General features: G+C 71.3%; 26 protein-coding genes. 14 read left to right on the forward strand and 12 right to left on the reverse strand.

What is annotated here, in order from left to right; all coding sequences use genetic code 11:
* Position 1 precedes the first annotated feature (1 nt).
* Positions 2–1,282, reverse strand: coding sequence for a hypothetical protein (locus BKA14_RS07130; protein WP_239092418.1), 1,281 nt, complete (start codon positions 1,280–1,282; stop codon positions 2–4).
* A gap of 162 nt (positions 1,283–1,444) precedes the next feature.
* On the opposite strand from BKA14_RS07130, the gene BKA14_RS07135 reads away from it, so the two are divergent.
* Positions 1,445–2,860 carry a serine/threonine-protein kinase gene (locus BKA14_RS07135; protein ID WP_239092435.1) on the forward strand — a complete coding sequence of 472 codons (1,416 nt, stop codon included), beginning with the start codon at positions 1,445–1,447 and terminating at the stop codon, positions 2,858–2,860.
* Here BKA14_RS07135 and BKA14_RS07140 read toward each other — a convergent pair.
* Complete coding sequence (locus BKA14_RS07140; RefSeq protein ID WP_239092417.1) at positions 2,857–4,980, reverse strand: MMPL family transporter; 2,124 nt, start codon at positions 4,978–4,980, stop codon at positions 2,857–2,859. The genes BKA14_RS07135 and BKA14_RS07140 overlap by 4 nt on opposite strands.
* Before the next feature lie 73 nt (positions 4,981–5,053).
* Here BKA14_RS07140 and BKA14_RS07145 point away from each other — a divergent pair, with 73 nt between their 5' ends.
* The 4 genes from BKA14_RS07145 to BKA14_RS07160 all read left to right on the forward strand — a co-directional run bounded on the left by BKA14_RS07145 (position 5,054) and on the right by BKA14_RS07160 (position 6,971).
* Entirely contained in the window at positions 5,054–5,374 is a 321-nt protein-coding gene (locus BKA14_RS07145) for a PadR family transcriptional regulator (RefSeq protein WP_184950116.1), read from the forward strand.
* A 47-nt stretch (positions 5,375–5,421) separates the two neighbouring features.
* Complete coding sequence (locus BKA14_RS07150; protein ID WP_184950117.1) at positions 5,422–6,102, forward strand: permease prefix domain 1-containing protein; 681 nt, start codon at positions 5,422–5,424, stop codon at positions 6,100–6,102.
* Positions 6,103–6,268: 166 nt separating this feature from the next.
* Positions 6,269–6,529 (forward strand): hypothetical protein, encoded by a 261-nt coding sequence (locus BKA14_RS07155; RefSeq protein WP_184950118.1) that lies wholly within the window; start codon positions 6,269–6,271, stop codon positions 6,527–6,529.
* The gene (locus BKA14_RS07160) at positions 6,516–6,971 is read left to right on the forward strand and encodes a MarR family transcriptional regulator (protein ID WP_239092416.1); all 456 of its coding nucleotides are present in this window, start codon (positions 6,516–6,518) and stop codon (positions 6,969–6,971) included. Before BKA14_RS07155 ends, BKA14_RS07160 begins: the two co-directional genes overlap by 14 nt.
* A gap of 52 nt (positions 6,972–7,023) precedes the next feature.
* On the opposite strand, the gene eccB is transcribed toward BKA14_RS07160, so the two are convergent.
* Positions 7,024–8,439, reverse strand: a complete 1,416-nt coding sequence (gene eccB / locus BKA14_RS07165; protein WP_184950119.1) for a type VII secretion protein EccB — start codon at positions 8,437–8,439, stop codon at positions 7,024–7,026.
* On the opposite strand from eccB, the gene BKA14_RS45500 reads away from it, so the two are divergent.
* The 4 genes from BKA14_RS45500 to BKA14_RS07185 all read left to right on the forward strand — a co-directional run bounded on the left by BKA14_RS45500 (position 8,430) and on the right by BKA14_RS07185 (position 11,297).
* Positions 8,430–9,143 (forward strand): transposase, encoded by a 714-nt coding sequence (locus tag BKA14_RS45500; RefSeq protein ID WP_184950120.1) that lies wholly within the window; start codon positions 8,430–8,432, stop codon positions 9,141–9,143. The two genes, eccB and BKA14_RS45500, sit on opposite strands and share 10 nt — an antisense overlap.
* Before the next feature lie 144 nt (positions 9,144–9,287).
* Positions 9,288–10,040, forward strand: a complete 753-nt coding sequence (locus tag BKA14_RS07175; RefSeq protein WP_184950121.1) for an NYN domain-containing protein — start codon at positions 9,288–9,290, stop codon at positions 10,038–10,040.
* A gap of 63 nt (positions 10,041–10,103) precedes the next feature.
* The gene (locus tag BKA14_RS07180) at positions 10,104–10,850 is read left to right on the forward strand and encodes an SDR family oxidoreductase (protein ID WP_239092415.1); all 747 of its coding nucleotides are present in this window, start codon (positions 10,104–10,106) and stop codon (positions 10,848–10,850) included.
* Positions 10,851–10,910: 60 nt separating this feature from the next.
* Complete coding sequence (locus tag BKA14_RS07185) at positions 10,911–11,297, forward strand: DUF3592 domain-containing protein (protein WP_184950122.1); 387 nt, start codon at positions 10,911–10,913, stop codon at positions 11,295–11,297.
* A 59-nt stretch (positions 11,298–11,356) separates the two neighbouring features.
* On the opposite strand, the gene BKA14_RS07190 is transcribed toward BKA14_RS07185, so the two are convergent.
* Both BKA14_RS07190 and BKA14_RS07195 read right to left on the reverse strand, forming a co-directional pair.
* Positions 11,357–12,694 carry an NAD(P)/FAD-dependent oxidoreductase gene (locus BKA14_RS07190; RefSeq protein WP_184950123.1) on the reverse strand — a complete coding sequence of 446 codons (1,338 nt, stop codon included), beginning with the start codon at positions 12,692–12,694 and terminating at the stop codon, positions 11,357–11,359.
* 55 nt (positions 12,695–12,749) lie between these two features.
* Positions 12,750–13,619, reverse strand: coding sequence for an RNA polymerase sigma-70 factor (locus BKA14_RS07195; protein ID WP_184950124.1), 870 nt, complete (start codon positions 13,617–13,619; stop codon positions 12,750–12,752).
* A gap of 75 nt (positions 13,620–13,694) precedes the next feature.
* On the opposite strand from BKA14_RS07195, the gene BKA14_RS07200 reads away from it, so the two are divergent.
* Positions 13,695–14,876 carry an alpha-amylase family protein gene (locus BKA14_RS07200; RefSeq protein ID WP_184950125.1) on the forward strand — a complete coding sequence of 394 codons (1,182 nt, stop codon included), beginning with the start codon at positions 13,695–13,697 and terminating at the stop codon, positions 14,874–14,876.
* Here BKA14_RS07200 and BKA14_RS07205 read toward each other — a convergent pair.
* Both BKA14_RS07205 and BKA14_RS07210 read right to left on the reverse strand, forming a co-directional pair.
* On the reverse strand, positions 14,866–15,027 hold the full coding sequence (locus tag BKA14_RS07205; RefSeq protein WP_184950126.1) for a hypothetical protein: 162 nt from the start codon (positions 15,025–15,027) through the stop codon (positions 14,866–14,868). The two genes, BKA14_RS07200 and BKA14_RS07205, sit on opposite strands and share 11 nt — an antisense overlap.
* 56 nt (positions 15,028–15,083) lie before the next feature.
* Positions 15,084–16,109, reverse strand: a complete 1,026-nt coding sequence (locus tag BKA14_RS07210) for an AraC family transcriptional regulator (RefSeq protein WP_184950127.1) — start codon at positions 16,107–16,109, stop codon at positions 15,084–15,086.
* Between the two features lie 73 nt (positions 16,110–16,182).
* Between BKA14_RS07210 and BKA14_RS07215 the strand changes: the two genes are divergently transcribed.
* Complete coding sequence (locus BKA14_RS07215; RefSeq protein ID WP_184950128.1) at positions 16,183–17,166, forward strand: SDR family NAD(P)-dependent oxidoreductase; 984 nt, start codon at positions 16,183–16,185, stop codon at positions 17,164–17,166.
* A gap of 247 nt (positions 17,167–17,413) precedes the next feature.
* Here BKA14_RS07215 and BKA14_RS07220 read toward each other — a convergent pair whose 3' ends face one another.
* Both BKA14_RS07220 and BKA14_RS07225 read right to left on the reverse strand, forming a co-directional pair.
* Complete coding sequence (locus tag BKA14_RS07220; RefSeq protein ID WP_184950129.1) at positions 17,414–18,319, reverse strand: SDR family oxidoreductase; 906 nt, start codon at positions 18,317–18,319, stop codon at positions 17,414–17,416.
* Positions 18,320–18,437: 118 nt separating this feature from the next.
* The gene (locus BKA14_RS07225) at positions 18,438–19,091 is read right to left on the reverse strand and encodes a TetR/AcrR family transcriptional regulator (RefSeq protein WP_239092414.1); all 654 of its coding nucleotides are present in this window, start codon (positions 19,089–19,091) and stop codon (positions 18,438–18,440) included.
* Positions 19,092–19,439: 348 nt separating this feature from the next.
* On the opposite strand from BKA14_RS07225, the gene BKA14_RS07230 reads away from it, so the two are divergent.
* On the forward strand, positions 19,440–20,948 hold the full coding sequence (locus BKA14_RS07230) for an MFS transporter (RefSeq protein WP_184950131.1): 1,509 nt from the start codon (positions 19,440–19,442) through the stop codon (positions 20,946–20,948).
* A 346-nt stretch (positions 20,949–21,294) separates the two neighbouring features.
* Here the strand turns inward: BKA14_RS07230 and BKA14_RS07235 are convergent, their stop codons facing one another.
* Positions 21,295–22,161, reverse strand: a complete 867-nt coding sequence (locus tag BKA14_RS07235; protein ID WP_184950132.1) for a helix-turn-helix transcriptional regulator — start codon at positions 22,159–22,161, stop codon at positions 21,295–21,297.
* A 323-nt stretch (positions 22,162–22,484) separates the two neighbouring features.
* Here BKA14_RS07235 and BKA14_RS07245 point away from each other — a divergent pair, with 323 nt between their 5' ends.
* Positions 22,485–23,531, forward strand: a complete 1,047-nt coding sequence (locus BKA14_RS07245) for an NAD(P)-dependent alcohol dehydrogenase (RefSeq protein ID WP_184950133.1) — start codon at positions 22,485–22,487, stop codon at positions 23,529–23,531.
* Entirely contained in the window at positions 23,528–24,145 is a 618-nt protein-coding gene (locus BKA14_RS07250) for an SDR family NAD(P)-dependent oxidoreductase (protein ID WP_184950134.1), read from the forward strand. The genes BKA14_RS07245 and BKA14_RS07250 overlap by 4 nt, the downstream gene beginning before the upstream one ends.
* Here the strand turns inward: BKA14_RS07250 and BKA14_RS07255 are convergent.
* A complete protein-coding gene (locus BKA14_RS07255) occupies positions 24,125–25,822 on the reverse strand; it encodes a vWA domain-containing protein (protein ID WP_184950135.1) in 1,698 nt (565 codons plus the stop codon). The genes BKA14_RS07250 and BKA14_RS07255 overlap by 21 nt on opposite strands.
* Positions 25,819–26,499, reverse strand: coding sequence for a hypothetical protein (locus tag BKA14_RS07260; RefSeq protein WP_184950136.1), 681 nt, complete (start codon positions 26,497–26,499; stop codon positions 25,819–25,821). Before BKA14_RS07260 ends, BKA14_RS07255 begins: the two co-directional genes overlap by 4 nt.
* Positions 26,500–26,510 lie beyond the last annotated feature (11 nt).

Raw genomic sequence — 26,510 nt, forward strand, 5'->3', positions numbered from 1 at the left:
GTCAGAAGTGTTCCACGACGCCGGCCAGCCCGCCGAAACCGGTCTGCGCGCCGCCCTTGGGCAGCCGGGCCGCCACCGCGCCGCCGAACGCGTCGGCCAGCGTGCGGGCCAGGTGGAACATGTGGTCGTAGGTCTCGTAGGCGATGGTGTGCGCCTTCGGATAGTCCTTGGCCGCGTAGGCGTCCGCGTGCTCGAGCAGCATGCGGTCGTGCTCGGCCAGCGCCGACGTCATGGCCGCGGGGGTGGCCTTTCCGCCCGTCGCGTCGGCCAGGAACTTGCCCGTCCGCTGCTGGAACGAGGTCAGCCGGTCGCGCGCCTGCTGCTGCTTCGCCTCGTCCTGGCTCGCGGTGGCCGCCGCGTACGACACCAGCGCCTCCACGTGCGCGCCCCACAGTGTCTGGAACTGCCGGGCCGCCGTCCCGCCGAACAGGGTGTCCATGGCCGCGGCGATGTCGCTGGTGTTGGCGTTGAGCGACCGGCCGGCCGCGCTGAAGTCGGGCGTACGGGTGACCGCGGCCCGGGTCGCGTCCTCGATCAGCACGGCGTGCTCGGCCAGCAGTTTGCCCAGTTGCGAGCGCAGCCGCCACACCGGCTGGGCCAGCACCGCGGTGTCGGCCGGCGGGAGCAGCGCCTGGGCCAGGCCCAGCCCCAGGTCGTACGTGTGCTGGAAGCCCAGCCGGGACAGCGCGTCGGCCTTCGCGTAGTCACCGGCCGCGTACGCGTCGGCCTGCCCGGTCAGGTGCTCGATGTGGGTGACGACCAGGCTGCGCGCGGTGGCCAGGGGCAGCCGGCCCTGCGACGCGCCCGAGAAGAACGCGGCCAGCTGACCCTCGAACGTGGTCAGTTGCGTACGGGCTTCGGCCCGGGCGCTGTCGTCATGGTCGGCCAGCGCGCCCGAGTACCCGAACAGCGCGACGACGTGCCGCGACCACAGAGGCCGGAACTTCTCCGCCGTCGGGGCCCCGAAAAGCTGCCCGACCAGGCCGGTCATGTCGTCGGTGTTCTGGCCGAGCGAGGCGTTGGCGGCCTGCACGAAGTCGTCGTCGCCGCGTACCCGGCTGCGCATCATGTTGGCCGCGAGCACCGCGTGCTGCCCGAGCAGCGCCTCGAACTGCACGGCGAGGTCGGCCGGGGAGCCCGACGGTGGTGCTTCGACGCCGGCCGCGACCATCCGCCCGGCGTCGGCACGTTCCGTCGCTTCCGTGGCCCGCACCGCCGCCACGGTGGCCGCGGTCGCGGTGACCACGGCGACCGCCGCGATCCGGTATCCGAGTGTCCGCATGCGCCTCGCCTTCGCAGATCCCCGTCGTGACCGCCGACCTTACGCCGGGCATCGACACCTTTCGACTCCACCGGACGGTCGAGGCCCGCGGCCACACGTCCGATGGTGAGCGACCGATCACCGACGTTCATACCGGCCCTGGCGGGGTACCTTCAAGTGGTGATGACGGCTCCGGGCGATCTCATCGCGGGGCGCTGGCGGGTGCTCGGTCCGTTGGCCCAGGGCGGTCTCGGTCACGTCTGGCTCGCGGCCGACGAGCGTACGGGCAGGACGGTGGCGGTCAAGAAGTGCGGCCTGCCCCAGTCGCTCACCCCGGAGAAACGTTCCCTCGTACGGCTGTGGGTGCCCCGGGAAGCCCGCGCCTTCGCCCGCATTCATCACCCGAACGTGATCCGCACCCTCGACGTGCTGCTCGACGGGGACGCCCCGTGGATCGTGATGGAGTACGTGCCGTCGCGCTCGCTGCTCGACCTGATCCTCGACGAGGGCCCGATGCCGCCCGCCCGCGTGGCCCGCATCGGGCTCGACCTGCTGGCCGCGCTCACCGCCGCCTGGGACGCGGACGTGCTGCACCTCGACGTGAAACCGTCCAACGTGCTGATCGCCGACGACGGCCGCGCGGTCCTGACCGACTTCGGCCCGGCCGGCAGCAAGGCCGGGGTGGCCGCGCTGGCCGAGGCCGACGTCATCCTGGGCTCCCCGAAGTACGTCGCCCCCGAACGCCTCTTCGACCTGGTCACCGACGAACGCTGCGACCTGTGGTCACTGGGTGCGACGCTCTACCACGCCGTTGAGGGCCGCACCCCGTTCACCCGCGACACCACCGACGACGCCCTGCACGCGGCCGACGCCGGCACTCCCGACCCGTACGAGCTGGCCGGCCCGCTGGAACCCGTGCTGACCGGCTTGATGCGGCGTGACCCGGCCACCCGCATGACCGCGGCCGAGGCCCGCCGCCGCCTGCGCCGCATCGCCCCCGCCACCCGCCGTACCACCCTGCTGCGGGCCGGCACGGCGGTCACGGCGGCCGCGGCGATCGCGTGCGCCGGCGTCGCCTTCGCCGGCCGGCCCGCCGGCACCCCGGCCTCGCCGCCGGTCTCGGCCACCCCCGTCTCCGCCCCGCCCGCGACGCTGCCCGCCGGCCTCACATGGTGGACCGAGCCGAAGGATGAATACCGCGTCGCGATGCCCGCCACGTGGCAGCCCTCCTTCCGCGGCGGCCGCCTGACCTGCACCGCCCCCGACGGCCGGACGGTGATGGGGGTGTCCCGCTGGACCGCCCCGGGCGACCCGGTGGTGGCCCTGACCGCCGTCGAGACGCGAACCCGGACCGCCCGGCCCGACTATCGCCGCCTGCGCATCAGTCCCGTCCCCGACACCGCGGGCGCGCTGTGGGAGTACACGTACGAGGACCCGGAGGGCCGCCGCATCCGCGCGGTCCGTCAGATCGTCCCGGTCGGCGACCGCTCGTACGCCGTGGACTGGCGCGCTCCCGCCGCCGACTGGTCCAGCGGCCTGCCCACCCTGCTCACCGTGCTCCCGACACTGGGCCCGGTGCCGGCCAAGCAGCCGCGCTAATCGACGCGTACGGCGGGCAGTGTGCGTTGCAGCCGGCGTGGACCCCACCATGCGCGTTCGCCGAGGAGGCGCATCACCGCGGGCACGATCAGGCAGCGGATGACCAGGGCGTCGAGCAGGACGGCGGTGGCCATGCCCAGGCCCATCATCTGCAGCATGCGGTCGGGGCTGAGCACGAAGGCGCCGAACACCACGATCATGATGGCCGCGGCGGCCGTGATGACGCTGCCGGTGGTGGCCAGGCCCTCGCGGACGGCGTGGGTGGCGTCGCGGGTGCGGGTCCACTCCTCGTGCATGCGGGAGACCAGGAACACCTCATAGTCCATCGACAGGCCGAACACGACAGCGAAGATGATGACGGGAACGAAGGCCTCGATCGGGCCCGGCGAAGCCCCGAGCCAGCCGTTCTGGAAGACCAGCACCATCACGCCGAGGGAGGCGCCGATGGAGAACAGGTTGAGGACGGCCGCCTTGATCGCGATGGCCACCGAGCGGAAGACCAGCAGGAGCAGCAGCGCCGAGAGGCCGACCACCGCGCCGATGAAGAGCGGGAACCGCCGGTCCACGGCCGTGGCGAAGTCCACCGTGGCCGCGGTCGGGCCGCCCACCAGCACCCCGTCGGGCAGGTCGGCGCGCAACCGCTCGACCAGGTCGGCGGTCTCCTCGGCCTGCGGCGAGGTGGCCGGGAAGGCCAGGCTGGTCAGCAGCTGCCCGTCCGGCGACGGCTGCGCGACAGTGGCGTCGGCGATGCCCGGGTAGCGGTCCAGCATCTCGTACGCGGTCCGGGCCTTGGCTTCGTCGCCGTCGGCAGTGACGACGACCAGCGGGCCGTTGGCGCCGGGGCCGAACGACGAGGCGATCAGGTCGTAGGCCTGCCGGGTGGTGGTGGTCGGGGCGTCGTTGCCCTCGTCGGCCAGGCCGAGCCGCATGCCGAGCGCGGGGGCGCACAGGGCGCCGAGAACGGCGACGGCGATGAGCAACGCGGGCACCGGACGCCGCTGCACGACGGTGGCCCAGAAACGCCAGCGCCGGCCCGGGACCCGTCCGCGACGCTCGTTGCGCGCCGCGTGTTGGCGGATGCTGCGCTCGATGCGGCGGCCGAAGATGGTGAGCAGCGACGGCAGCAGGGTGAGCGAGGCGAGCATCGTCATGAGCACGGTCAGGGTGACGCTGAGCGCCACGCCTTCCAGGGCGCCCAGCCCGAGCGTGTAGAGGCCGAGCAGCGCGATCACGACCGTGGCACCCGCGAACAACACCGAGCGTCCGGCGGTGTCCAGAGCTGTCCGTGCGGCCACCTCGCGGGTGACGCCGGCGAGCAACTCCGAGCGATGACGCGCAAAGACCAGCAGCGCGTAGTCGATGCCGACGCCCAGCCCGACCAGGATCAGCATCGGCGCCGTGTAGTCGGGGATCGTCAGCACGTGCGAGGCCAGCCCGACCAGGCCGGACGTCGTGCCCACGGCGAAGACCGCGGTGATCAGCGGCAGCGACGCGGCCAGCAGCGAGCCGAACAGGAACAGCAGGACGACCAGGGCGGCCAGCATGCCGGCACCCTCGCCGGCCCCGCCGCCGGCCTCCTGGACCTCGCGGATCGCGTCGCCGGACAACTCCACGCGCAGACCGTCGGAATCGTGCGCGAGCGCAGTGTCCAGGATCGCGCGTTTGTCGTCGGCCGGGATGAAGCCGGCGGCGTCGTCGAGCGCCACGGTGGCGAGCCCCACCGTGCCGTCGGGCGAGATTGCCCCCGTACGGGGATCCGGTGGTCGAACTGACGCCACATGCGCGAGGTTGCGCAGGTCGGCGAGCAACGCGTCGATCCGTGCCTGCTCGCCCGCGATGCCGCCCGCCGCTTGCACGACCACCGTCACGCTGTCGCCCCGCTGTTGCGGGCTGTGTTGCGCGTACGCCTCCAGAAGGCGCTCGGATTCGGTGCCGGGCAGCGAGAAGTCGTTGCGGTAGTCGCTGCCGGCCGCCGTGGCACCGCCGATGATCGCGGCCAGCGCCACGACCCACAGCGCGATGGCGGCCCAGTGGTGGCGTTGGGACCAGCCCGCGAGCCGGGTCATCCGGGTGTGGCGATCCCCGTGCGGCGCGGCGGGCGGTTGCTCGGTGGTAGTCAAGGGAAACCTCCCTACATGTTGCCTGCCTACGTATAGGCAGCCAACGTATAGGGAAGTTGTGTAGGCTGTCTACATGAAAGCCGACGCGCTCCGTGGTCACCTCGACGCGCTGATCCTCGCCACCGTCGAGGGGCAGCCCCGGCACGGCTACGCGATCATCGAGGCGCTGGCGGCCCGCAGCGGCGGCGAGCTCGACCTGCCCACCGGCACGGTCTATCCGGCCCTGCGGCGGCTCGAAGCGGCCGGCTACCTGCGCAGCGACTGGTCGGACGACTCGGGCCGGCGGCGCCGGACGTACACGTTGTCGCGCTCGGGCCACAAACGGCTGGCGGCCGCGCGCGAGGAGTGGAAACAGTTCTCCCGTGTCGTCGGTGACGTGCTCAAGCCGGCCTAGGGGTGAACCCGGATGTGGTGGCCCGGCCGGGTTGGCAGGATGGCCGGGTGACGTACCTCGCGGAGCTCGACGCCGCCCTGGTCGGGCCGCGGCGGCTCAAGCGTGACCTGCTGCAGGAGGCGGCCGACCACCTGGAGGACGCGACCGACGCGCTGGTCGGGCAGGGGTGGCCGGCGGAGGACGCCCGGGCCCGCGCGGAGGCCGAGTTCGGGCCGGTCGGTGCGATCGCCGAGGCCTATCAGACCACGCTGGCCGTGGCCTCGTCCCGTCGTACGGCCGGGATCCTCACCGCGGCTCTGGTGTTCCAGCCGTTCCTGTGGGATCAGGGCGTGCGCCTGGTCGACGTGGCCGCGCCGGTGTATCCGACCGACGCGTGGTGGTTCGCCTTCCTCGATTTGCTGATCGAGTTCAGTGGCGCCGTCATGATCGCGGGGGCGGTCCTGGGCCTGCTGGCGACCGGCATCGGCAACCGCCGGCGGCCCGCCGGGCGGCGAGTCGCACGCGCCACGGCGCGGTTCACGATGGTCACCGCGCTGGTGCTGCCGCTCATGGCGTTCGGGATGGCGATCGGCAGTGGCCTCGGGCTCCTGGCCTGGGCCTTCCTGGCGCTTCTGCTGGTGCTGCCGCTGGCCGGGGCGGCGCTCAGCGCGTGGCGGACCCTGGGCGCGACAGCCGGGCCCGCGAGCCGTCCGGAGTGGGCGGCTCCCGGAGCGCGGCACTCCGCGTGACCTCGTCCGGCGGGTGCGCCGCCGCTCGGCGTTCCCGGCGGCCGTAGCCCCGTCTCCTGATCTCTTCGACCCTTGCCGGGGGTTGCAGAATATCTCGGTAATGGAGATGCTAGATCGCCTAGCTATTTCGTCGCCTGGTTTCTGCCGTCACGCCTAGGAGCCGCTCATGCCGCCGCCCGGACGCGACGAGCCCTGCCGTGAACACGTCCGGCGCTACCTGGAGGCGCCGTTCCTGGCCGACCTGACCCGGGCGCGACTCGGCAGCGAACTCTTCGGCGAGGATTTCTGGCCCGACGTCGTCACGGCCGGGGTGCCGCCGTCGCTGAGCCGGGCCCTGGAAGAATGGGTGACGCAGGAATCGACGCCGGACGAGGAGATAGCCGCCTTCATCGGATGGCCCGTCCCGAAGGTGCGTGAATATCGCTGATCCACAGAACTCGAACCCGCTGCCGGAGCTGACCGACGCCACCCGGGCGGTGCAGCACCTGATCGGTGCGGCCCGCGAGCTCCAGGCCCGGGCGTCCCGCGAGCTGGGCGTCAACGGCACCGACATGAGCGCGCTGGCGTTGCTGCAGCAGTACGGCCCGATGGGCCCGGCCGAACTGGCGTCCCGGCTCGGCATCCGCTCGGCGTCGGTGACCGTGCTGATCGACCGCCTCGAGCAGGCCGGTCACGTGCAGCGCACAAGCCACCCGCGCGACCGCCGCCGCGTCACCGTCTCGGCCACCCCGTCGGCGTTGCACGCCACCCTGCAGTTCCTGCGGCCGTCGATCCTGGCCATCGACGCCCTGAGCCGCTCCCTGGACGCCGACGCCCAGCAGATCGTCACCGCTTTCCTGCGCGACGCCACGCGCGCGATGGACCCCTGACTTCTTGCCGCGGGCGTTCCGGCTCACTGACCGGTGGGTGCGCCCTCCGGTTTCACTGGCCGGTGGGCGCGCCCGACGCGGCCGGTGCTGCGACGGGCGGGCGCTGGGCCTGTTCCGGGTCGAGCGACGGCCCCGGCGCGAGCAGGCTGACGATCTCGCTCGGCACGGCCACCGGCTTGACCTTGGCGTAGCCCAGCTTGGTCAGCAGCCCGGGGTTGGCCAGCGGGAACATCGTGCCCGTGTCGGTCACGATGCCGATCGTGCCGAGCTGCGGCGAATCGGGGTTGGGCAGCGACCCGACCACGGCCCCGCGGCCCCGCGGCACGTGCACGACGTCGGCGCGCACCTGCCCCGGCGTTCCCGGCTGCGGGATCGCGGTGCCGTCGGGAATGTCCGGGTCGATGCGGACACCGTCGCGCGTCTGATCCCGGACCGGCAGCGTCACGCAGGCCCGCTGCGGGGTGCCGTCGGCCAGCGTCGGAACGGTCGTCGGAAGCGCCCCGGCCTGACCCGCGTCGCTGATCTGCTGCCGCGACGGCTGCAGGTCGACGAAATTGTCCACCGGGAACTCCCTGGGCGCTCCCGGCAGTGCCTGCAGCAGCTTCGCCTGCAGTGGCGTCACGGCCGCCACGCCGTCGGCCAGCAACACCGCGAACTGGGTCCGGCCGACATCACTGAGCACCTGACCGATCTCACGCCCCGCCACGGCCGAGCGGCCACCCCGGTTCGGCACCTGCGGCGCGACCAGGTCGGGCCCGCTCGGAATCGCGTTGATCCAGGCCGTGGTAACCGGCCACGGGGTCTGCGCGTTGTAGCCGAGAGCGCGCTGAGTGCGCAGTTCCGCGCCGGGCGGGATGCTGAACTTGCGGTTCCCGTCGACCAGCGACACCCGGCCGTTCGGCTCGCTGACCAGCAACGCCTCCCGCTTCGCGCCGGCCGGCCGCCCGCCGCTCGGCGTCGTGCCGACCAGCACCGTCGAACGCAGCCCCGCGTCCTCCCGCTGCGTGCACACCGACCACGACCCGGTGAGCAGCGCAGACTTCTCCGGCAGGGAATCCGGCGCCCCCACGATGCCCAACGTCGGCCCCAGGGGCACATCGGACAATTTGCGCGCAGAGATGCCCTTCACCGCCGCCGGCGACCCCTCCGCCAGCAACATCCCCGACGTGTAGTTGAGCACCGGATGCAGCCGGCTGTCCGCCTTCAGGTACACGAACTGCGCGCCCGTGCCCTTCTCCTGCAAAATCACGCTCGAGTCGCGCGGGTCGGTGTTGCCGTTGCCCGTCAGGATCCCGTAGATCGCGGTAGCCCCCACCGCCAGCGCAGCAATCAGCAAACTGACCAACGCGGTGGTCCCCGCCCGCCGCATGGGCGACCGCGCCGGATCCGGATCCCGGCTGACCAGGGCCGCCACCACTCGCTGCATCGCGTACTGATACGAGTGAAGCTGATCCTGACGTGTGGGCATGGCCTCACTGTAGAGGCCCCGTTCGATCCCCCTCTGCCCCGCCGCCCCTCCCAAGATCAACCCCTCCGCCCGTACGCCGTGGGATCGCCGCGAGCACCCCCACGCCCCGCGCCCTCGCCGCAACCCCAGCCCCCTCGACCGCCACCGTCACGCACGCCCGCGCTGACCTGCTCGGTTTCACCGGCCTCCCGCAGCAGATCCGGCCCCGGACCTGGTCGAACAACCCCAGCGAACGCCTCCACAAGGAAAATCCGCCGCCGCACCGACGTCGTCGGGATCCTCAAGACCGCGACGCCGTCATCCGCCTCGTCAGCGCTGTCCTGGCCGAAGAACAGACCGGCGGCCGCCGCCACGTCGCCCTCGGCGTCCTCGACCGCGTTGCAGCCGGGTCAGGGCCCGGCGGACCGGCGCGGCGTCCGCCACGCCCTAACCAACAGCAGCTCCGCGGCTACCGGCGCCGACCACCCGGACTCCAAGCCGCAGCCCGACGCCGGCCGGCGCAACTCGAAAGATCAACCGATACGCCACGCCCGGGGGGCCGACGTCCGTGCGCGTATGCGGCAGATGGCTGCACGTTCGCGCAGTCCGGCACGGATGGCGCAGACATGTACTGCACGCCGCGGAGCGAACGCGCAACTCCGCACAACTTCCACTTCACACCTGAGCGTGCCGGCTCAGGTGGCCCTCCGGGTCGACGAGCATGAGTGCACCCTCCGTGACGGCGATCGGTGCTTGACCGACGGCGGGTTGTGCGCGGTGGGGAGGAGCTTGACGGGACGAAACCGTACGGCTTGAGGGGTCGTACTCTGTCGGGGCCGGAGCGGGACGGATCGGGAAGAGGGCGGGGCGTGGCTGCGGACAACGACGCCAAGTTGGCGGTGCTCATCGACGCCGACAATGCGCAGTCGCGAATCATCGAGGCGCTGCTGGCTGAAATCGCCAAGTACGGCACTGCGCACGTCAAGCGGGCGTACGGGGATTGGACCGGGCCCAACCTCAAGGGCTGGAAGGACGAGCTGCTGGCGCAGTCGATCCAGCCGATGCAGCAGTTCGCGTACACGAATCGGAAGAACTCCACCGACTCGGCCATGATCATCGATGCGATGGATCTGCTGTACACGGGGCGGTTCGACGGGTTCTGCATCCTGTCCAGTGACAGCGACTTCACGCGGCTGGCCTCGCGTATCCGGGAGTCGGGGCTGACCGTTTACGGCTTCGGGGAACGCAAGACGCCGAAGTCGTTCGTCGCGGCCTGTGACAAGTTCATCTACACCGAGAACCTGACGGGGCCGACCGCCCCGGAGCCGGTGCAGCTGAGCGCGGCCGAGCAGTTGCGCAACAACTCGGCACTGGTCAATCAGCTGCGCAACGCGGTCGAGGCCGCGAGCGACGATGACGGCTGGGCGACGCTTTCGCACGTCGGGCAGATCCTCACCAACCAGAGCCCGGATTTCGACTCGCGCACCTACGGCTACAGCAAACTGAGCGACCTGATCGGCGCGATCACCCTGTTCGACTTGGAGCGGCGCGATCTGGGGCAGGGCAAGAAGGCCGTGTTCCACGTGCGCGACAAGCGCCGCCGTACGAAAAAGGATGCGTGAACCTGTCACACCCGTACGGGCTGTCCGGTCGAAAGAAGTGACCGAGACAGAACGAAGGGTGTGATGGAGATGAAGATCGCCGTGCTGGGCGGGACCGGGCTCGTCGGCTCGCAGGTCGTCAAGCTGCTGGGGGAGCACGGTCACGACGCCGAGCCGCTGTCCCCCTCGAACGGCGTCGACCTGCTCACCGGGGACGGCCTGGACGAAGGGCTCAAAGGGGCCGACGTGGTGGTCAACCTGACCAACTCGCCGACCTTCGACGAGAAGTCGCCCGCGTTCTTTCAGCAGACCATGGACACCATGCTTGCCGCCGCGCACCGTCAGGGTGTCGGGCACGCGGTCATCCTGTCGATCGTCGGCGTCGACCAGGTGCCCGCGCTCGACTACTACAAGGCCAAGGTGTTGCAGGAGGACGTGCTCAAGGCGGGCCCGATCCCGTGGTCGATCGTGCGCGCCACGCAGTTCTTCGAGTTCGTGAAGTCCGTGCTGTCCTGGACTTCCGACGAGACCACCGTACGGCTTCCGGCGACGCCCGTGCAGCCGGTGGCATCGGCCGACATCGCCCGTGCGGTGGCCCGGGTCAGCGCGGGTGAGCCGTTGCGCGGCGTGCGCAATGTGGGCGGGCCGGAAGTGTTCACGCTGGACGAGCTGGGCCGGATCGCGCTGCAGGCCCAGGGCGACCCTCGTCAGGTCGTCGTCGACCCGGCCGCCGGCATGTTCGCCGCCGTGCCCGGGAGCGTCCTGACGGCACCGGCCGACGCCGTGCTCGCCACGACGACGTTCCGGGAGTGGCTGACCACCCAGAAGTAGCGAGCAAGTCAGCCGACTGCGCTATCGACTGGTGTGCGCGAGTGCCCGAGGATGACCGGCATGGTGCTGGCGGTCATCCTCGTGCTCGTGGGTCTGTTCGTTGCCTCTCGCGGCGTGCGGGAATGGACGCATCTGCGCCGTCTGCGCAGCGAAGGCAGGCACACCGTCGGCACGGTGACCGGTCACGAGACCAAACCGGGCGGCAGCCGCGCGGTGATCGTCGCCTACACCGACGAGCTCGGCACGCCCCGGCAGTTGACGAGCAACCTGTCGTCGGGGGTCCCCACCTTCGCCGTCGGCGAGCCGGTGACCGTGCGCTACCTCGCCGGCGACCCGGCCGGCGCCTTCATCGACGAGCGCCGCGAGAACGCCCGCAGCCTACTGCTCCACGTCGTCCTGGGCCTGGGCTTCTCCGCGGCGGGCGTGGCCCTGGCCGTCCAGGACTGAAGCGACCCACTGAACCAGTCCGGCGTCGCCCCCGGTCGCGAACGTGTGCGTCGTGCGGGTCAGACGCGCTCGCCGGGTGACACCGCGGTCGTGTCGCCGCCCGTCTCGAAGGCGCGCCGCGGGTTCTGCACCGAGGCCAGCGACACGATGTCACGCCCGAAGAACAGCGCCGTCGCCCAGACGGCGGCCACCCGCACCTTGCGCTCCCAGGTCGGCACGGCCAGCACGTGGTAGCCGCGGTGCATGACCCACGCCGGGAAGCCCTTGATCACGATGCGGTGCCACTGGAAGATGCCCCGCCCCAGCCCGAGCGTCGCCACGGTTCCCAGGCTGTGATGCACGTACGGCTGCGGTTCCCGCCCGCGCAGCACGGCCACGATGTTCTTGGCCAGCAACCGGCCCTGCCGTACGGCGTGTTGCGCGTTCGGCACCGTGGCCACCCCGGGCTGGTTGATCGCCAGGTCCGGCACCGCGGCGTCGTCGCCCGCGGCCCACGCGTCCGGCACCGGCGCCTCGGCCGTCCCGATGCGCAGATCAGCCCGTACGGTCACCTGGCCGCGCGCGTCGATGGGCAGGTCGGTGTGGTTGTGGACCATCGGGTTGGCGCCGTTGCCGGCCGTCCACACGATCAGCTCCGAGTCCCACTCCTCGCCGGTCGACAGCACGACGTGACCGTCCACAGCCGACCGAAGTTGCGCGTTCAGGTGCACAGTTCCGCCGCGCTCGCGGAGGTGGCGCACGACCCAGCGGCCGGGTTCGCCGGTCACCTCGGGCAGGATCCGGTCGCGCGCCTCGACGAGGTGGAACTCCAATTCGCCGGCCGACAGCGCCGGATACTTGCGGACCAGCGAATGAGCGAGCGACATCAGCTCACCGAAGCCCTCGACGCCGGAGAAACCACCGCCGACGAAGGTGAAACTGAGCAGGCGCCGCCGCTCGGAAACCGGCAGAACGGCGGCCTGGTCGAAGGCGGTCAGCAACCGGTCGCGAATGGCCACGGCCTCTTCCACGTGCTTCATCCCGATCGCGTGCTCAGCCACTCCGGGAATGGCCAGTTTGCGGGTCACCGCACCCGCCGTGACGACCAGAACGTCGTACGGGATCGGGAATTCCCCGCCCACTGCGGGCCGCACCACGACCGTACGGTGCTCGTGGTCGATCTTCGTCACGCTGCCGTTCACCAGTTCCGTCGTGCGCAGATGACGCCGCAGCGAAACGGCGGCGTGCCGCGCCTCGACGGAACCCGCCACCACTTCCGGCAGGAACGGCTGATAGGTCATGTACGGCCGGGGGTCGACCACGATGACCCGGGCCTCGCCGCGCCGAAGCCTCTTCTCCAGCCCCCAAGCCGTGTAGAAACCGGCATAACCCCCGCCGACCACCAGGATCGTTCGCATCTTGCCTCCCTGTTCATCAGGTAGGACAGGACAGGACCCGGTTTTGTGACAGTGATCAGCGGAACGCGGCGACTTTTTCCTGATTCATCTGCCACATCAGCTGATCGATGCCGTCCGCGGAGGCGCTGAGCGTCAGCACGGCCTTGACCTCGTCGCCCTGCCGGAGCACCGCGCCCGGCCGGCCGTTCACGACGACGTGGCGCACCTCGATGCCGTCCCACCAGAACGACGAGAACGCGGCAATGAACCGGGCCACCTTGTCCGCGCCGACGACGACGCGGCGGGCCGCGTGCTTGGCCCCGTTGCCGTCGGTGATGCTGGCGACCTCGGCTGCGAACAGTTTCTCCAAGCCGGCCAGATCACCCGAACGGGCCGCCGTGATGAAAGTGGTCAGCAATTCCCGCTGGGCCGAGACCGGCGCGGGCGCTTTGCGTTCCCCGGTCACGTGTTTGCGGGCCCGGGACACCCACTGCCGGACGGCGGGTTCGTTGCTCCGCAGAATCTCCGCGATCTGCCCGTACGGGTAGTCGAAGGCCTCACGCAGCACGTAGGCGGCCCGTTCGGTGGGCGTCAGCTTCTCCAGCAGCAGCAGGACGGCGAATTCGAGCGCGTTGCCGGTTTCCGCGCCCAGATAAGGGTCGGCGCTGGTGTCCACCGGCTCGGGCAGCCACGGACCGATGTACGTCTCCCGGCGTACGCGGGCCGATTGAAGGTGGTTGATGGCGAGGCGGGTCGTGGTCGTGGCCAGGAAAGCGGCCGGATTCTCCACGGATTCGCGGTCGTAACCCTGCCAGCGCAGCCACACGTCCTGCACCAGATCCTCGGCCTCGGTGACGCTGCCGAGCATGCGATAGGCGATCCCGAAAAGGCGCGGCCGCGCGTCGGTGAACACCCGCGCCGCCTCGTTCAGATCAACCGGGCCCATTCCGCCATCCTCCCAAACGATCACCGGAATGCCAGTGACGTATGCCTCCGCCGCCTGCGGGGTATGGTCGCCGGGGTGACTTCCTGGATCGATCACGCCATTTGGTGGCACGTCTACCCGCTCGGCTTCGGGCGCCTCGACAAGATCGCGGGCTGGCTCGACTACGCGGTCGAGCTGGGTGCGAACGGGCTGCAGCTCGGGCCGATCTTCGCGTCCGAGACGCACGGCTACGACACGGTCGACCATTTCCGCATCGACCCGCGGCTCGGGGACGAGGCCGATTTCGACGCCTTGATCGCGGCGGCGCGGCAACGCGGCGTACGGGTGCTGCTCGATGGCGTCTTCAACCACGTGGGGCGCGGCTTCCGCGCGCCGGCGCACTGGTTCACCGGCGGCGACTTCGAGGGCCACGGCGACCTGCGCGAACTCGACCACACGCAGCCTGCGGTGCTCGACCACGTCGTCCGGGTGATGGATCACTGGCTGACGCGCGGGGCCGACGGGTGGCGCCTCGACGCGGCGTACGCGGTCGATCCGGCGTTCTGGAAGGCTGCGCTCGGCCGGGTACGCCCGAAACACCCGGACGCGTGGTTCGTGGGCGAGGTCATCCACGGCGACTATTCCGCGATCCTGCGCGATTCCGGCCTCGACTCGATCACCCAGTACGAGTTGTGGAAGGCCATCTGGAGCAGCCTCAACGACGGCAACTTCTTCGAGCTGGCCCACGCGCTGGAACGGCACGCGGCGCTGCTGCCGGCCGGGCTGCCGATGACGTTCCTGGGCAACCACGACGTCACCCGGATCGCCAGCAAGCTCAACGACCCGCGCCACCTCGGTCACGCGATCGCCCTCCTGTGCACGGTGGCGGGCGTGCCGAGCATCTACTACGGCGACGAGCAGGCGTTCCGCGGCATCAAGGAGGAACGCGCGGGCGGCGACGACGAGATCCGGCCCGCGTTCCCCGACACGCCCGGCGAGCTGTCGCCGCTCGGGTGGCCCACCTATCGCCTGCACGAGACGCTGATCGGGGTGCGACGGCGCAACCCCGGGCTCACGTACGGCGTGACGACCGCGACGCATCTGACGAACACCGCAGTCGCGTTGCGAACGGGTTCGCTCACTCTGCTGCTCAATGTGAGCGACGACGAGTACCGATTCCCCGACATCGCGCCGGCAGCACAGGTGCTCGAATCGTCCGCGCCCGGCGGCGACCCCGCGCTCGTCGCCGCGCACGGGTGGTCGCTGCTCACCTGGTGAACGGCAGGGGTGCCGGCACGTCCGGCGTCCGCAACCTGGCCCCTTCGACGCGGCCCGCCGGGGAGCCGAGCTGCTCCCGTACGACGGTCCGGCCGCGGTCGTGCCGGTCGGCCTGGCCGGCGACGGGCCCGACCTGCGCGGCGGCGGTCATCGACGCCCAAACCTGATCGCATCGTGAAGCCGGGCGGCGAATGCGCGGTGACGAGGTCAAGCACTGGCAGCGGCTGGTGTCCGGCTTCCCGCCGCGCGGCCCCTCTTGAAACTCATCGGCGACTGGCCCACCTCGCGCTTGAAGGCCGTGCTGAACGCGGCCTCGGAGGCGTATCCCAGCTCGGCCGCCAGCGCGGCGATGCGCACGTCGGTGTCGCGCAGCGCCCGCTGGGCCAGCAGCATGCGCCACCGGGTCAGATAGGTCAGCGGGGGAACTCCCGCGGCCGCCCGGAAACGCTCGGCGAACGTGGTGCGCGACATGGCCGCCGCCCGCGCCAGCTCGGGCAGGCCCCAGGCGCGCCCGGGGTGGTCGTGCATGAGGTCGAGGGCGGGCCGCAGCCGTTCGTCGCGCAGCGTGGCCAGCCAGCCCGGCGGGTGCTCCTGGTCGCGCAGGAACGCGCGCAGCACCTCGAGCAGCAGCAGTTGCCCGTGCTGGCGGATCGCGAACGCGGCCCCCGGCCGGTCGCCGGTCATCTCGTCCACGATGCGGTGCACACAGCCGCGCAGCGAGGACGTGCCCGGTGCGCCGGCCCGGACCACAGCCACCGGCGGCAGCGCGTCCAGCAGCAGCGCGCGCCCGGCCGGGGTGACCTGAATCTGACCGGCCACCACGACGTCGTCGCGCTCACGATCGACGGCGAACCGGAAATGCTCGGCCGGCACCACCTCACGCGGCGGCTCCGCGCCGGCGCCGCTCGCTGCGGTGCTTCTGTCTGTGGCGTTCTTGTCTGCGGTGCCGCCCTCTTCAGTCCTGCTCCCTGGGGTGGCGTCGTCTGTTGTGCCGCCGTCCAGGCGCAGCCACTGCCGGTCGCTGAGGATCGCGACGTCGCCGGCCTCCAGCATCAGCGGCGCGTCCAGCCCGTCGGTGCTCAGGCACACCCGCCCGTACGGCACGGCGAGGAACTTCAGCGGCAGGTGCACCTCACCCCGCGCGAACCAGCGGCCGCTCGCCGCGAAGCCGCCGGACAGCACCCCGCTCACCTCGACGAGGTCGAACACCTCGGACAACCGATCCGCGCCCATCGTCGTACTCTCGCAAAAGAAATACGAACCGACAACCATTCACCGTACGGGCAGGGGCGCGCACGCTGGAGGCATGAAACAACACCCCCTCGGCACGGGCTTCACCGCCGCCGCGACCGCCGACGACGTGCTGGCCGGCCGCGACCTGAACGGCTTCCACGCGATCGTCACCGGCGGCCACTCCGGGATCGGCCTCGAAACCACGCGCGCGCTCAGCCGGGCCGGCGCCGCGGTCACCGTCGTCGCCCGGAACCCCGGCCGGGCCGCGGCCGCCGTCGACGGGCTGGCGCGCGTCACCGTCGACCGGCTGGACCTGCTCGACCCGGCCTCGATCGACTCCTTCGCCGCCCGCTACCTTGCCTCCGGCCGCCCGCTCCACGCCCTGATCAACAACGCCGGGCTGCCCGCGCCCCGCACCCTGATGCGCGACGCACGCGGCTACGAGGCGCAGTTCGCCACGAACCACCTGGGCCACTTCCAGCTGACCCTGCGCCTGCACCCCGCGCTGCGCGCCACCCCCGGCGCCCGCGTGGTCAACGTGACCTCGGGCGCGCAGCGCTTCTCCGACGTGCTCTGGGACGATCCCACGTTCCAGCACACCCCGTACGACCCCATGCTCGCCTACGCCCAGTCCAAGACCGCCAATGTGCTGCACGCGGTGGAACTCGACCGCCGCTGGTCCGCCGGCGACGTCCACGGCTACGCCGTCCACCCCGGCGTGGTCGTCGGCACCGGCCTCAACGGCGCGGGCGGTCGCGAACAGCTGCGCTCGATGGGCCTGATCGACGAACACGACAACCCGATCATCGACCCCTCTCACGGCAAGAAGACTCCGCAACAGGGCGCCAGCACGTCGGTCTTCGCCGCCACCAGCCCACTGCTGTCCGACATCGGCGGTGTGTACTTGAAGGACAACGACATCTCCGTCCTGGACGACCGTCCCCGCCCGATGTCCGCGATCGAACCACCGGCCGAGGTCGTCTCCCACTCCATCGACCCCAAGTCGGCCGAGCGCTTGTGGGAGCTGAGCGAAGCTGTGCTCACCGTCCCCAGCTGAGACCGTCCCGCCTGGGCCTGAAGCCGTCACCGCCCGGCCCGCCCCGCCTGGCCTCCGGAACCGTCACCGTCCGTCCGGTCCCGTCTGGCCCCACGGGAGCCGTCCCGTTCCGCCTGGCCTCACGGGAGCCGGCCCGTCCCGTCTGGCCTCACGGGAGCCGGCCCGTTCCGCCTGGCCTCCCGGAGCCGTCACCGTGCGGCCCGTTGAGCCCGTCCGGGCGGGGTCGTCATCGTCCCGTCCTGGCCCGTCATCGGTATCCGGTGGTGTCGGGTGGGTGGCCCGGCGCCATCACCTCCGTGAAGTAGCGCGGGAAGTCGGGGCGGCTGCCGTCGAGGTCGGTCAGGTCGTATTCCGTGGCCAGGTCGATGGCGGCCAAGGTCTGGCCGGTGAAGCGGGCCCGGCTGGGGTCGGCGGCCAGCGCGGCCACGCCTCGGCCGACGAAGTGCGGCGACTCGGTGATGCCGAAGTGCTCCGCGTCCGCGGACTGCCAGGTCTGCTCGGTGACACCGTATTTGTCGAGCATGCGCTCCGACCGCAGCCAGCCCGGCGTGACTGCGACGGCGGTGCCCCCGTGTGACCGCACCTCGGCCGACTGGGCCTGGGCCAGGCGGATCACCGAGACTTTGACCAGGTCGTAGTAGATCGATTCGCGATAGTCGCCATAGACGGCCTTGCCGTCGGTCATCTCGACGACCAGCCCGCCGGCGCGCCGGATCAGCAGCGGCAACGCGTAGTGACTGGTGATCAGGTGGGTGTCGACGCCCTGGTGCAGCATGCGCAGGCCACGCTCGACCGAGTGCTCCCAGACGGGCTTGCCCCACTCGGTGAACATGTCACCGCCCCAGACGTTGTTGACCAGCACGTCGAGCCGGCCCTGCTCGGCCTCGATGCGGCCGGCGAGCGCCGCGACCTCGGCCGGGACGCTGTGGTCGACCCGGACGGCGATGCCGGAGCCACCGGCCGCCTCGACGGCCTCAGCGGTCTCCTCAATGGTCTCCGGCCGGTCCAACTCGGAGCGGCCCGAGAGACGGCTGGACCGGCCCGTGACGTAAACGGTGGCGCCGCGTGCCCCCAGCTCTATGGCGATGGCCCGGCCCGAAGCTCGAGTCGCCCCGGCCACGAGGGCGACGCTTCCCTTCATCGATGCGGTCATGCCGGAGATAGTGGCACCGCGGTCCGACGAGAACACGGCCCGAGGGTGGTCATGACAGGACCTGGCTCGCCCCTTGGGCGCGTGACAAATTCGGAGTCGGCAGGGAGCTGGTCCGAGATCAGGCGGGGTTGTCCGGCGGGGCGGGCAGCAGCGTCGCGACGAGGTCGGAGAGGGCGTCCGCGATCTGTTCCTCGCTCGCGGTGGCCAGGGGCGGCACGGCGATCGAGGCCCGCAGCAGTGCGGTGCCGAGCACGGCGCCGAGCAGGATCTGGGCGCGCAGGACAGTGGCGTCGTCGGGACGGGCCGCCGAGTCCACGTCGGCCGCCGGGTCGGGCGGGGCTGCTGGGGCCGGGGTGGTGGTGGCGGCGGCCAGGCGGCGGCTGATCGAGTGCAGGAGAGTGCGGCGCATCTCGTCCGTGCGTTCGTCGCCGGAGGAGCGGATCAGCAGGAGCAGCGCTTCGTGCACGCGGGGGTCGTCGGCCGATCCGACGATGCGGTGCGCCATCGTGGCGGCGATGTCGGTGGGGGAGGAGCGGTCGGCGTCCTGCTTCAGGTCGGTCACCGCGCTGGTCAGGCACGCCTCGAACAGGCCCTCTTTCGACGCGAAGTAGCGGTTGATCAGGGCGACGTTGACCCCGGCGCCGTCGGCGATGTCGCGAACCGTCGTGGTGGCGAAGCCGTGCCGGGCGAAGTGGTGGCGGGCCGTGTCCAGCAGCAGCCGGCGGGTCTGGGCGGCGTCGCGCCGCCGCGCGGGGCCGGGAGTGGCTGCCACCGGTGGGTCCTTTCGGCGTGCGGAGCTGGAGAGGCTGGGAGGCGCCGGGGGTGAGGTGTTGCGGGGCAGGGAAGCGCTGCGGGCGCCGGGTTGTGGGGCGTTGCGGGGCAGGGAAGCGCTGGGGGCGCCGGGTTGTGAGGCGTTGCGGGACGTGGAAGCGCTGGGGGAGAGGGCTGATTGGAGCGCTGTCGAAGTAGGCGTTGCGGAGGGAGCGTAGCGCGGGCGCAACGTCATGTAAACAGGCATTGACTTGGGCGGGGTGTGACGTAAGCAATCGTTGACTTAAGGGCCGGGGCCCGGATCTAATGAGCATGTAAGCAAGCATTTACTTCCAGTCTCGGGGACGTCATGACCCACACCATCGAAGAGCGCGGCCCCGCCGCCTCTGTCCCGGCCGAGGGCAAACGCCCCGGTGGCGGCCTGCTCGTGCTCTATCTGGCCCTGGGCGGCCTCGCCTTCGCGGTGCTGCAGTCGCTGGTCTCGCCGGCCCTGGCCACCATCGGGCGCGACCTGCAGGTGTCGACCGCGGACGTCAGCTGGATCGTCACCGCCTACCTGCTGTCGGCCTCGGTGCTCACGCCGATCCTGGGCCGCCTGGGCGACATGGCCGGCAAGCGCAAGGTCCTCATCGTCGTGCTGGCCATCCTGGCCGCCGGCACCGTCGTGGCCGCGCTGGCCCCCAACCTGGCCGTGCTGATCGTCGGCCGGGTGCTGCAGGGCGCGGCGGGTGCGATCCTGCCGTTGTCGATCGGCATCGTGCGGGACGAGCTGCCCCGCGAGCGCGTCGCCACCACTGTCGGGCTGATCTCGGCCATCTTCGGCATCGGGGCCGGTATCGGCATCGTCGCGGCCGGTCCGATCGTCGAGCACCTGTCGTGGCACTGGCTGTTCTGGCTGCCCCTGGCGCTCGTCGTGATCGCCCTGATGGGTGCGATCTTCGGCATGAAGGAGTCCCCGGTCCGCACGCCGGGCAAGCTCGACGTCGTCGGCGCCACCATCCTGTCGGTCTCGCTGGTCGGGCTGCTGCTGGCGATCAGCAAGGGCCAGGCCTGGGGCTGGGGCGACGCCAAGACCGTCGGCCTGCTCGCGCTCGGCGTGGTCGGCCTGATCGTGTTCGTCCTGGTCGAGCTCAAGGTCCGCGAGCCGCTGATCGACATGCGTTTGATGAAGGTGCGCGGCGTGTGGGCCACCGACCTGGTGGCGCTCATCCTGGGCTTCGCCATGTTCGGCACGTTCCTGCTCGTGCCCACGCTGATCCAGCTGCCCGCGGCTACCGGTTACGGGTTCGGCAAGTCGGTTTCCCAGGCCGGGCTGTTCCTGCTGCCCACCGTGGTCATGATGGTGCTGTTCGGCCCGCTGGCCGGCATCCTGAACCGCAAGTTCGGCCCCAAGCTGCCCATGTTCCTGGGTGCCGTGTTCGTGGTCGCCGCCTTCACGCTGCCGGCCGTCGCGCACGGCGAGATCTGGCAGGTGCTGCTGTCCGGCATCCTGACCGGCGCGGGCATCGGGTTCGCCTTCGCGGCCATGTCCAACGCGATCATCGAGGCCGTCCCGGCGACCCAGACCGGCGAGGCCACGAGCGTCAACACCATTGCCCGTACGATCGGCAGCAGCATCGGCACCGCGGTGGTGGCCGCCGTGATCACCTCGAAGACCACGGCCCAGGGCCTGCCCACCGACGACGCGTTCACGACCGGTTTCTGGGTCTGTGCCGGTGTCGCCGTGCTGGCCATCGGGGCCGCGCTGGCCCTGCCTTCGGCGCACCGCCGCCACGAGGAGGCCGTCGCCCAGGGCGTCGACGACCTGCCGCCCGAGCCCGCCGAGCTGCACCTTCCGAACTCGCACAGCCGCGGCTGACAGCCTGGACAGCAACCCGCCGCACGATCATTCCACTGGTCGCGAGGCGGGTTGCTGTTCGGCGGGCGGCGGGAGGCTCCTGACAGCGCGGAGGCGCGAGAGGTGGTGCGGGAGGCGGCTGACGGCGTGGAGGGCGCGGGAGGTGGTAAGGGAGGCGGCTGACGGCGTGAGGGATGGTGCGGGAGGCCGCTGGCAGCACGGAGGCGAAAGGCGGCTGGCACCGCGGAGGCGAGAGGTGGTGCGGGAGGCGGCTAGCACCGCGGAAGCGTGAGGGGTAGTGCGGAAGGGTGGCCTGACAGCGCGGAAAGCCGCGGAACGGCGGGACGGGGCCGGGCGGGGCCGCGGGTCACCGCAGGGACGGGGAGTGGGTGGTCTCGTCGGTGGCGGCCCACGACGCCAGCAACGCCAGATTGTGGGCGGTCGGGGAGGCGGGTTCGGCCGAGAAGATGGTCAGGGTCAGCTCCGGCTCGGCCCGCAGGTCCATGCTTTCGTACGCCAGCTCCAGATCGCCCACCACGTGATGGCGGAAGTACTTGACCCCGGTGCCGTGGATGCGCACGTTGTGGGCGCCCCACCGGCGGCGGAAGTCGTCGCTCCGGGTGGAGAGTTCGCCGACCAGGTCGTGCAGGGCCTTGTTGTGCGGGTCTTTGCCGGCCGCGGTGCGCAGGTTGGCCACGAGCATGTCGGCGGCCAGGTCCCAGTCGGGGTAGAAGCGGTGGGCCGCGCTGTCCAGGAACGTGAACCGGCCCAGATTGGGGGAGCCCGCGTAGACGTCGGCGTACATGGCCCGCCCGAGCAGGTTCGCCGCCACCAGGTCCTGCTGCAGGTTGACCACGATGGCGGGGCTGGTGATCGCGTCGAGCGACCATTGCAGGCTGGGCCGCACCCCGGCGGGTTTGGGCCGGCGGGCCGGCCGGAGCAGCGCGCTGCTGCCGTTGGCGGCCTGCGCCAGCCGTACGAGATGGGCTCGCTCGGCCTCGTCGAGCTGCAACGCCCGCGCGATCGCGTCGAGCACCCCGGCCGACACCCCGGCCAGCGCGCCGCGTTCCAGCTTGGCGTAGTACTCCACGCTCATCCCGGCCAGCGCCGCCACCTCGCTGCGCCGCAGCCCGGGCACCCGCCGGGTCCCGGCCGTCGGCAGCCCGGCCCGCTCCGGCGTGATCTTCGCGCGGCGGGTGGTCAGGAAGTCGCGCACCTCGGCTCGGTTGTTCACTTCTCCGACGTTACGTCGCGTCACCCCGGGGTGGGATGTACTGCTGGTACACCTTTTGCCGGGGACTTCCTCGGGCCGGAGGGAAAGGAGTGTGCTGTGGTCATGGAACTTGTCACGCCGCCGGCGACCAGTGAGGGTCGCCCTGATCGGTGTCCCCGACGGCACGAGTGCGAGGAACACTGGCACGGCGCCGCGCCTGACCGTTTCATGGAGCACTCGGCCCTGTGGGAGGGACCCGGCGACGGCCCGCCCGAGACCGCCTGGCTCGAACCCGTGGCCGACGAGACGTACCGAGCACGCTGAGCCAACGAAGAGAGACACACATGCTTACCGTCAACGCCATTGCCGCGCCCTCGGCCACCGAGCCGCTGGTGCGCACCACGATCGAGCGCCGCGACCTGGGGCCGCGGGACGTGCTCATCGCCATCCGGTACGCCGGCATCTGCCATTCCGACATTCACACCGTGCGCGGCGAGTGGGGTGAGGTGGCGTACCCGCTGACCGTCGGTCACGAGATCGTGGGCGAGGTCGCCGAAGTCGGAACCGAGGTCAGCAAGCATGCCGTGGGTGACCGGGTCGGGGTCGGCTGCATGGTCAACTCGTGCCGGGAGTGCGACAACTGCCGCGCCGGGCAGGAGCAGTACTGCCTCAACGGCAACACCGGCACCTACGCCGCCGTCGACCGGGACGGCACGATCACCCAGGGCGGCTATTCGACGCACGTCGTCGTCGACGAGGATTTCGTCCTGCGCGTTCCCGAGACCATCCCGTACGAGGCAGCCGCACCCCTGCTGTGTGCCGGCATCACCACCTATTCGCCGCTCGCCCACTGGAAGGCCGGGCCGGGCACCAGGGTCGCGGTCGTCGGCATGGGCGGCCTCGGGCACATGGCCGTCAAGATCGCGGCGGCCCTGGGGGCCGACGTGACTGTGCTGTCGCAGACGCTGGGCAAGAAGGACGACGGCCTCACCTTCGGCGCCGCCAGTTACTACGCGACCAGCGACCCGGCCACCTTCGAGGCGCTCCGGAACAGCTTCGACCTGATCGTCAACACGGTCAGCGCGCCGATCGACATGGCCGCCTACCTGGGCCTGCTGCGTCTCGACGGCACCCTGGTCAGCGTGGGCGCCCCGCCCGAGCCGCTCGCCGTGCCGGTGTTCGCGCTGTTCGGCAACCGCCGTACGTTCGCCGGGTCCAGCATCGGCGGCATCGGCGAGACGCAGGAGATGCTCGACTTCTGCGCCGAGCGCGGCATCGCCCCGCAGGTCGAGGTGATCGGGGCCGACCAGGTCAACGACGCCTACGAGCGCGTGCTCACGTCGGACGTGCGCTACCGCTTCGTCATCGACGTCGAGACGCTCAAGTCATGACCACCCTCGCCGTCGTCGGGGCCGGGCCGGGGCTCGGAGCGGCAGTCGCGCGCCGGTTCGGCGCCGCGGGTTTCGAGGTCGCGCTCATCTCGCGCAACCCCGGCAAGCTCGGCGGGCGGGGCTACCCGGCCGACGTACGGGATCCCGAGGCGCTCCACGCAGCCCTGACGCAGGCGGCCGACGAGCTCGGGCCGATCGAGGTGCTGCAGTACAGCCCGATCCCGCACCGCGACTTCCTCAAGCCGGTTGCGGACACGACCCCGCAGGACGTGGTCGCGGCCGTGGAGTTCTCGGTGCTGGGCCCCATGACGGCCGTCAACGCGGTGCTGCCGGGCATGCGGCAGCTGGGCCGCGGCGCGATCCTGTTCGTCAACGGCGGCAGCGGCGCCCGGCCCGACCCGAAGGTCGCGGGCACCTCGATCGCCTTCGCGGGCGAGGGGGCGTACGGGAAAATGCTGCACGAGACGCTGGGGCCCGAAGGCATCCGGGTCGCGCAGCTGATCATCCCGGGCGCGATCAGGCCGGCGGACACGGACGGGCTGGCCGAGCAGCTGTGGCGGCTGCACGCGACCGATGGCGAGTTCCGCACCTGGTCAGATGGGAGCGCCGCCTAGCTGGTCGAAGATCTGCTTGATGATCGCCCGGATGTGCTCCTCGTCCGACTTGCCGCGTTGCGAGGGCAGGGGAGTGGGGCAGTCCGGGCGGTCGGCGATGCAGTACACCCAGCGCCGCTCGTCCTGGTCGAGCTTGGCCGGCCGGCCGCCCGTGCGGCAGTCCGAGGGCAGCGTGCTGTAGATCCGGTCGACCGCGCACAGCGGTTTCCGGCCGACCAGCACGAAGAACACCTGCACGCCGGCGTCGCGGTAGCTGCGGATCCGCTCGGTGTCGCGCTGCTGCTCGCGGGAGCTGCCCGCCCCGGCCTGCTCGCCGTCGGTGAACACGATGACGGCCTGCTTGCGCGGGTTGTCGGCGTTGGCCCCGACCTGATCCCGTACGAGGTCGGCGGTCTCCCGCACGGCCTCGACCACGGGACTGCTGCCGCCGCGGTTGGGCACATTGGGCACGGTTATCTGCGTGGGGTCGGCGAAACCGCCGGACAACGGCTCGTAGACCGCGCCCGCCGCGCCCGGGAACCCGTAGAACGCCACCCGGTCGGTCGCCGACAGGCTGCGCAGGGCGGTCGTCATCGCCTCGGCCAGCTGCCGCTTGTACGGTTCCGTGGAGCCCGACTGGTCGAGCGTGATGGCCAGACTGATCCGTTTGCGCAGCGTCTCCCGCCAGCGTTCCAGGATGGCCTCGACGACCGCGCCGTCGCGCCGGGTCAGACCGTGGTCTTCGGTGGACTCGAAACCGGCCTGGTCCAGCCGGTCCTGCCACGTTCTGGTCATCAGCGTCCGATGGAACGCGTCGGCCAGGGCGGCCTTGTTCTTGTCGAGCTTGGGCCGCTTGAGATACGGGTGGTCGAGCGTCGGGTCGGGCCCGGCCAGCTCGACCCCGCGGTAGTGCTGGGCGAAGCCGGGGAAGCCCTCGTAGACGGCCTCCTCGACGATCATGGCGTTGGGCAGGGCGGCGGTGTCGATCGGGGGCTTGAACGAGGACAGGAACTCCACGATCTCGCCCGGGTACGTGGCGACCGATCGTTCCAGCGGCGCGGCGTAGGTGTCGAGCTTGCCCGCCCGGACGTCGTCGGCCGAGATGCCGCTGTCGCCGCCCGCGGCCGCCTCGAACGCCAGGATCGTGGCCATCGCGCCCGACGTCGAGTTGAGCGCGTTCTCCTTGACCAGGTCGAGCCGGCCGGCCGCGGCCTGGGTGGCCAGATCGCGCCACGCGACCGAGCCCGAGCCGCTGAGCGCGGAGGCCAGCGGGGTGCCGAACTTGACGTACAGCCGCATCTTGCTGGTCGTGAACGAGCCGAGGCTGTCGTCGTAGCGGTCGCCCCGCTCCAGCAGCGCGTTCCAGAACGAGTGGGTGGGCAGCCAGACGTCCGGCAGGTCGGCGCCGCCCGCGGCCGGCGAGGTCGCGATCCGCTGCTGCGCGAATCCTGAGCTCAGAGCCACGACGGAGATGCAGCCGTACTGCTGGGCCGCCTCCTGCAGCCGGCCCAGCCCGGCCGAGGTGTCGGCGCGGGCCAGGCCGGGCTCGGTCGACGACCAGACGGTGAGCTCGGTGCCGTGACACTTGTTCGTGGCGGGCAGGAAGTAATGCCCCAGGACGATGGCGACCCCGACGCCCAGCACGAAGCTGAGGATGCTCGCGAGCAGGCGGTTGCCCCGGTTGGCGTCCATGCTCACCGCAGGATCCAGCGGCAGCCGACCCGGAAGGCGTAGCCGGCCACGCCGCTCAGCGCGGACAGCAAAGCGATCAGCAGAGCGGTGCCCCAGCCGGTCACGTCGGGGGTCCTGATCGCGAAGTAGATCGATGCCGTCAACGCCACCGCGCCGCCGATCAGGAAGGCCTGCGGGTCGAGCAGATAGGTCCGGCGGCGCGCGGGGAACTTCGCCCGCCGGGACTCGTGGACGGCGGCGACGAGCTCCCGCACGAACTCGACGCGGGAGTCCGGCAGGGGGTCCGGGTTCTTGTCGTCCACCCGGGCTCGTAACTGCGCCCACTCCGTCGCCTGCGATTCCGGATCGGACGTCTGCGCGCCGGAGGTCTGGTAGGAGGAGTCCGGCCCGAGCAGCCACAGGCGACGCCGCCCGCCCGGAGCCGGCTTGACGCTGTCGAACTCCGACACGGCGGCGGCGGAATACCGGAGGCCGTACAGACCGATGACCAGATCCGGCTTCGGGCCGGTGCTGCCGACCACCTCGACGGCGTTCTCCCCGGCGAGCCAGTCGTTCGCCGCCGCGCGATAGCCCTCCAGGTCAGGCCCGGTCTGCCCGAGAAAGATCAGCACTTTCTCGTCATCCGGCTTCCTGAAGTACCGGTGGATCGCCGCGCCCGCCGCCGACAGGACGGCGATAACCATCGATCCGATCC

Source organism: Paractinoplanes abujensis, assembly GCF_014204895.1.
In the GTDB taxonomy this organism is placed as follows: Bacteria; Actinomycetota; Actinomycetes; order Mycobacteriales; family Micromonosporaceae; genus Actinoplanes; species Actinoplanes abujensis.